Below are 5,928 nucleotides of genomic sequence, written 5' to 3'. Positions count from 1 at the left end.
GAGTGTAAGCGCATGGGATTAAAAGTGCTCGGACCAGACATCAACGAATCTCAAAAAGGTTTTGCCGTAAACAAAAAAGGCGAGATCCGTTTTGGTTTTATGGGACTAAAAGGCGTAGGTGAAAACGCAATCGAATACATCCTCGAAGAAAGAACTAAAAACGGACCATACATCAGCATCTTCGACATGATCAAACGTGTTAACCTTCGTGCTGCTAATAAAAAATCTTTAGAATCTCTAGCCTATAGCGGGGCGTTTGATTGCTTTGCCGAATACCATCGTGCCCAATATTTCGGTTGCCTTAAAGACACCAATACCACTGGTCTCGACGTAATAGTGCAGTTCGGTCAACGCTACCAGGCGCAGGCGCAAAGTACCAGTAACAGCCTGTTTGGCGATATGGTGCAAATGGATATTCCAATCCCTCAATTGCCTAAAGTAGAGCCGTGGCCACTAACCGAATTGCTCGATCACGAAAAAGACGTCACCGGCATGTTCATGAGTGGTCACCCGCTCGACAATTATAAGTTTGAAATGAAGCATTACGGCTTCACCCCTATCGCAGAGTTTGCCGAAGTAAAGGAAGCTCCGCAACTATCACCGAAAAAAAATAAGCCATTTAAAATAGCAGGTCTTGTAATAGACTCGCAACACCGTGTAACCAAAACAGGCCGCAATTTTGGTGTGTTATGTATCGAAGACTTCAGCGGCAAGGTCGAGATCATGTTGTGGAGCGACGATTATGTAAAGTTTCAGAACTACCTCGAAAAAGGCAAGAGCGTGCTGGTACAGGGCGAATTCAAAACCCGCTATAACCAGGACCAATACGAGTTTAAAGTAACTGCAATCAACCTGCTCGAGATCACTAAAGCCAGCTTCACCAAGCAACTGATTCTTGATGTTCCTACCAAAGTCATCAACTCCGACTTTGTTGATTTCTTCGACAAAAATGTAAAAAGCTATCCCGGCAAAACCTCCATCAAGTTCAACATCATCGAGCCAAGAGACAATTTGAAATTGAGCCTTTACACCCTGGCAAATGGTGTTACAATGAACGATGAGATTGTGCATTGGCTGGAGGAGAATAAGGATGTGGATGTACAGGTGGTGGTGGCGTAGGAAAGGTGTAAGGTGGAGGTGCAACAAGCTTCCTTTCGCCTTAAACCTTTCGCCTTAAACCTTTCACCTTTCACCCTAAACCTTACACCTTTGTTTTTGGTCGCCGGCTGTTTTGCTACTATTTAGCATTCTTGCGCCGCACACTTGTACGGCATTAATTCTGTTGGTCGATTTTATCGTTAAATTTGAGTGCGAAAAATTATAGATATGAGTGTAGCGGAAATGAAATTAGAAGTGATCAATAAGATCACGACTTTGGCAAATAAAAAAACGCTGCAAAACGTTTTGAAGCTACTCGAAAGTGCAGCTGAAGAGGAACCCGTAAACCTAAGTCAAAATTATAACGCAATTAAAGCACAGTATGGGGGCGTTCTGCAAAAACTTGCACAATGATTTTCTTAGAAGATATTTTAGAATTGCATAACAAGTCAATCATCGATTTCGGTGGTTCACATGGAGTAAGGGACCTGGGTTTAGTAGAAGCTGCTATTGCACAACCTTTCCAGGCTTTTGGAGGTGAGGAGCTCCATAAAAATATCTTTGAGAAAGCCGCAGCACTTGGAGAAAGCTTAATTATAAATTACCCTTTCGTAGATGGCAACAAAAGAACCGGTATGTTGGCTATGGTAAGTTTATTAGTGAGCACTGGTTACCGATTTACAGCTACGCCTGATAACCTATACAATTTTATTATCGACATCGCTACTGGAAACATCTCGTTTGATAGGATTGTGGAATGGTTGAAGGAGAATACGGTGGAGAATATAAAGGAGATATAACAAATGTTGCGAGTGTCGGCAGCCAGAAAAGTAGTTTCAATTATCATCGGATGAAGTTGTTTTTTCGCCGTTTCAAGGTGTTGCCGCCTGCAACTGTAGTGTAGGCACAGACAAGCATAGAAGTAAAGCCAAACTACCCGCGCTCATGTCGTTGATGACAACACAAACAACCGCGTTCCGCCTCCTCCATTAGCCATTATCCTTCGTAATGCGATATAAAATCAAACTCCTTTGAGCCTTTACACCTCAGCAAATGGGTTACAATGAATGATGAGATAATAAGCTGGTTAGATGAAAATAAAGACATTGATGTATCGGTTGTAACACTATAGCGTTTCTTGTTTCTTCTCCCTTTAGTGCTGGGCATACGAACGTGGGATGTGCAGGTGGTGGTGGCGTAGGAAAGGTGTAAGGTGGAGGGCCTAAGGTGTATTGCAACAAGCTTCCTTTCGCCTTATACCTTTAACCTTTCACCTTATACCTTTAACCTTTGTTTTTGCCAGCCCGTTGGATTGCTACTATAAGGCATTGTTACGTTGCACACTTGTAGTTTTATTATTTAATTCAGCTATCTTCCTCCATGATCTTGCCGAACATGCAACAACGAAGCGAAAGAAATATTTGGTATCGTTCTAACATCTGAAAAAATATTAGTTGTTGTGTGGGGGGTTACTGAACCCGCCGTCTTTCCTCTTCTGCTCCCGTGCTGCGGTTTCTTTTCCCCTTAACCTTATCGCTTCCAAAGTTTTTGCTATAGGTAAGTTTAAAAGAAGGATAAGCAAATTGTAATCTTGCGTTCAATACTAAGTTTTGCTGTGGCAGATTGACAGAGGGTTTGTAAGCGAGCGAGTTGAATATATTGTTAGCATTAATGCGCAGGGAAGATTTCTGCTTTTCAAACTTTTTTTGCAGTCCCACATCAACAGATCCCACTGGTGTCAATGTATAAATTCCAAACAACCCCCCGGAGAAATAGTTGGCATTTACCTCGAAAGAAAAATTCTGAGGAAGTTTAAAGCTCTGTGTAGAGAAAAAATCAAAGTATTTCTGCTCAATTTTAATATCCGAACCATTGTAAAACCCATTCAACTGGCTCCAGTTTCCGGTAATGTTATTCTGCATGTTCCAAAATGGAAACACCTGAAAAGGCAGGGAAAGAGATATTGAAGCAGTCTTCTGATTTTTTTGATTTTCGGCCGTCATTGTGACTTTATTAGTTGCTGGATCAACGTTCGGAGTAAAATTAGTTATCGGGTTTGCTGAATAACTATAGGAAAGAGATAAAACCTTTCTTTTATAAGTATATGAGGTGCTTACAGCATCAGTGATAGAAGGTTGTAAACTAGGATTCCCTGAAAAGAAAGTATACGGATCCATAAAAATAACAAAGGGAGCCATATCATTAAAAGTAGGTCGTGTAATTCGCCGGCTGTAGGAAAAATTAGATAAATTATTTTCATTGAAAATATGAGAGATAAACAAGCTAGGAAATAAATTGCCATATTTTCTGTCAACCAGGTTTTTCCGGGTTTCGGAACCAAGATTGGAATTAGTATATTCATATCTCGCACCAATCTTTATACTGGTTTTGTCGGTGGCGGCTATACTAATTGTCGTATATCCAGCTTGAATACTTTCTTTCAGATCATATTTTGCTGACAGTGCACCATCCTTGATCCAGTTGTTTTGCATCATCCTATCTATTTGTACATTATTCAAAAATTTTGACAGTGTGCTTTTTATTCCGGCTTCCAGGTTTACTTTTTTTGATAATTTTCTTGAATAATCACCTGCTGCTACCCAAACTTTTATAGGGGTTATCTTGCTACTTTTTACATTTTCGTTATATAGAAAGTTACCTAGACCATTAAAATACGAATTTAAGTAGCTGACAGGATTATTGTCTTTGTAATAGTCGTAGTTAAGATTTACATTAATTTTATCGGTTGGCGAAATGGTGTGTTGCAAGTTCAGATTGCCGGATAAATTATACCAGTCATTGATTTCCTCATTTAAAATAGTAAGTGAAGTATCCAGCCGTTTATTAGCGAGAACAGAGCTTAGATTATTTGAGTTCATGGAAAACCTGTTATCATACCCTGATATCAAAGCGCCAATAACTGTTTTTCTTCCAACTTCATAATCAATTCCAGCTTTTCCAGTGTAATATAAACGTGTCGTATTTCTGCGACTTTCAGTAAAAGTTTCTATTGTGTTTGATTGGTTGAGAACCTGCTTGTAAAAAGAAAAAAGCTGGGGTGAATGAATTCTGGAAAGAGAAAGATCGCCATAAAGATTTATTTTACCTTTTCGGTTATTTATGTTGAAGGTGCCTTCGGTAATTTCTCCTCTGCTATACCCCCCTGTTGCTGAGTAAGAACCATTAGTGCCAAACTGCGTATTAGCTTTAAGAACAATATTTATATACCCTCCATTTCCTTCAGCATCAAAATTTGCTGGTGGCGTTGTGATCAATTCAATTTTCTCAATGTTATTTGCGCTCATAGCCGCAAGCATTTGCACTACAGCCGTAATGGGCATACGGTTTATTTTGCCGTTAATCATAACAACTACCCCGCTTTTGCCATTCATCGATAAAGTGTTGTTCTGCATATCTACAATAATGCCCGGAGACCGCTGCAAAACTTCGAGTGCAGTGTTCCCGGCCGAAGTAATGCTATTTGCAACATTCACCACCATTCTGTCCATTTTTTGCTCAAAAAGCGGCTTTTTCGTTAAAACATTTACATCCTCCAGTTTCTCAACAGACTCGGAAAGTTTTAGAGGAGCTATGTCTAGCTGTTTATCACCATTGTTTAAATTAAACGAAGAGGTGTACTCCTGCGTAAAACCGGTATAAGTTGATTTAATGAAATATTTACCCGAAGGAATATTTAAAAAAAGGTAACCACCGGTTTGTTCTGTAATCACGCCCTTAAGTAAGGACGAATCTTTGAAATTTAGTAATAACACGTTGGCATTGGGCAAAGGCTCGCCGTTCGCCTTAAACACCTTTCCGGCGACTTTAGATTGTGCAAAGGACGTTATATTAAAACCTATAAAAGAGGCCAATAGCAGTAGTGTAAAAACATAATCGTTGCTCGATTTAGACGGATGGAATTTGTAAGACATAGCAGAAGAGTTAATGATTAAGGTGTTGCAGTCAGTAGAACCGAGATTTTTATTGGCAGTGGGGTTAGAGCATATGCTCAAAAATTTCTTTGCTAGTGTGGTTCAGGTTAACCTGGGGGTCGCAGTAATTGGGGAACGGAAAATTAAAGTAAAAAAATAATTAATGCAAGCGCTTGGCATTAAAATTTTTTTATATGTTCTATTGCTTTTTGTCCTTGTTAGTGTTTCTCCGAGCCTCGCCGGTGGTGTTGTCGTTTGCAACTGTAGCTAAGGCATAGATGAGTATATAATTAAAGCTGAACTACCCGCGCTGATGTTGCGGATGACAACACCAACGACGGCATCCCGCCTCTTATGCCCTTATCCCCGGCTGCCTTTGCATTTTAATAAATTAATGCAGCATGAGGGTGCCCCGGCATTAAATGACGAAGCAATTACCACCGCACAAGAGTGCGACGCAACGACTGTTAAACAGAAATTGAAATGCCGGTTCAAAACGCTTTCTTTAAAAAAATGACCAGGCAACATAAGAGGTAGCTGTGGCCGGATTACGTCCGAAGTAAACAACTTAAATTATTTTTGCGGCCTTGTTGGTGTTCCACTGAAGGCACTGGCTGCAACATCAACATGGGTACAAAAGAAGGAAAAAGCACAAGGGTTACAAACTGGCAAATCTTAAGTGATCCTTTAAAAGGTCCTGATTAGTAGATTAAGCTTATTTTAGTTTTTGATACGCATTTTAAAATGAGCCAACAAAGAATTTAATGAGAATTTCCCCATGCCACGTATTACTAACCTGTATAATTATCCTAACAGGATGTTACTCTAATCAAAAGGGTTATAAAAAACAATCTTCTTTACAGGTTGATACTTTGACCATCGAAAATATTTTTCCATT

4 protein-coding genes are annotated in these 5,928 nt (G+C 39.7%); 3 read left to right on the top strand and 1 reads right to left on the bottom strand.

Annotated features, from left to right (window positions below):
- The 3 genes from JWR87_RS13530 to JWR87_RS13520 all read left to right on the top strand — a co-directional run.
- The coding region (locus tag JWR87_RS13530; protein WP_297820955.1) for an OB-fold nucleic acid binding domain-containing protein at positions 1-1,119 on the top strand (1,119 nt) is incomplete at its 5' end.
- A 207-nt stretch (positions 1,120-1,326) separates the two neighbouring features.
- Positions 1,327-1,512, top strand: a complete 186-nt coding sequence (locus JWR87_RS13525) for a hypothetical protein (RefSeq protein WP_297820953.1) — start codon at positions 1,327-1,329, stop codon at positions 1,510-1,512.
- On the top strand, positions 1,509-1,898 hold the full coding sequence (locus JWR87_RS13520) for a type II toxin-antitoxin system death-on-curing family toxin (protein WP_297820951.1): 390 nt from the start codon (positions 1,509-1,511) through the stop codon (positions 1,896-1,898). The genes JWR87_RS13525 and JWR87_RS13520 overlap by 4 nt, the downstream gene beginning before the upstream one ends.
- A gap of 669 nt (positions 1,899-2,567) precedes the next feature.
- Here JWR87_RS13520 and JWR87_RS13515 read toward each other — a convergent pair.
- On the bottom strand, positions 2,568-5,030 hold the full coding sequence (locus tag JWR87_RS13515; protein ID WP_297820949.1) for an outer membrane beta-barrel family protein: 2,463 nt from the start codon (positions 5,028-5,030) through the stop codon (positions 2,568-2,570).
- Positions 5,031-5,928: the final 898 nt, after the last annotated feature.

It is taken from the genome of Segetibacter sp. (assembly GCF_025963695.1).
In the GTDB taxonomy this organism is placed as follows: Bacteria; Bacteroidota; Bacteroidia; order Chitinophagales; family Chitinophagaceae; genus Segetibacter.
Note: the sequence above shows the minus strand (reverse complement) of the source record. Positions and strands in the feature narration are given on the sequence as shown.

Bases quoted from the DNA above. Each gene is read 5' to 3' on its own strand.
- JWR87_RS13525 (WP_297820953.1), top strand. From the start codon at position 1,327: ATGAGTGTAGCGGAAATGAAATTAGAAGTGATCAATAAGATCACGACT.
- JWR87_RS13520 (WP_297820951.1), top strand. From the start codon at position 1,509: ATGATTTTCTTAGAAGATATTTTAGAATTGCATAACAAGTCAATCATC.
- JWR87_RS13515 (WP_297820949.1), bottom strand. From the start codon at position 5,030: ATGTCTTACAAATTCCATCCGTCTAAATCGAGCAACGATTATGTTTTT.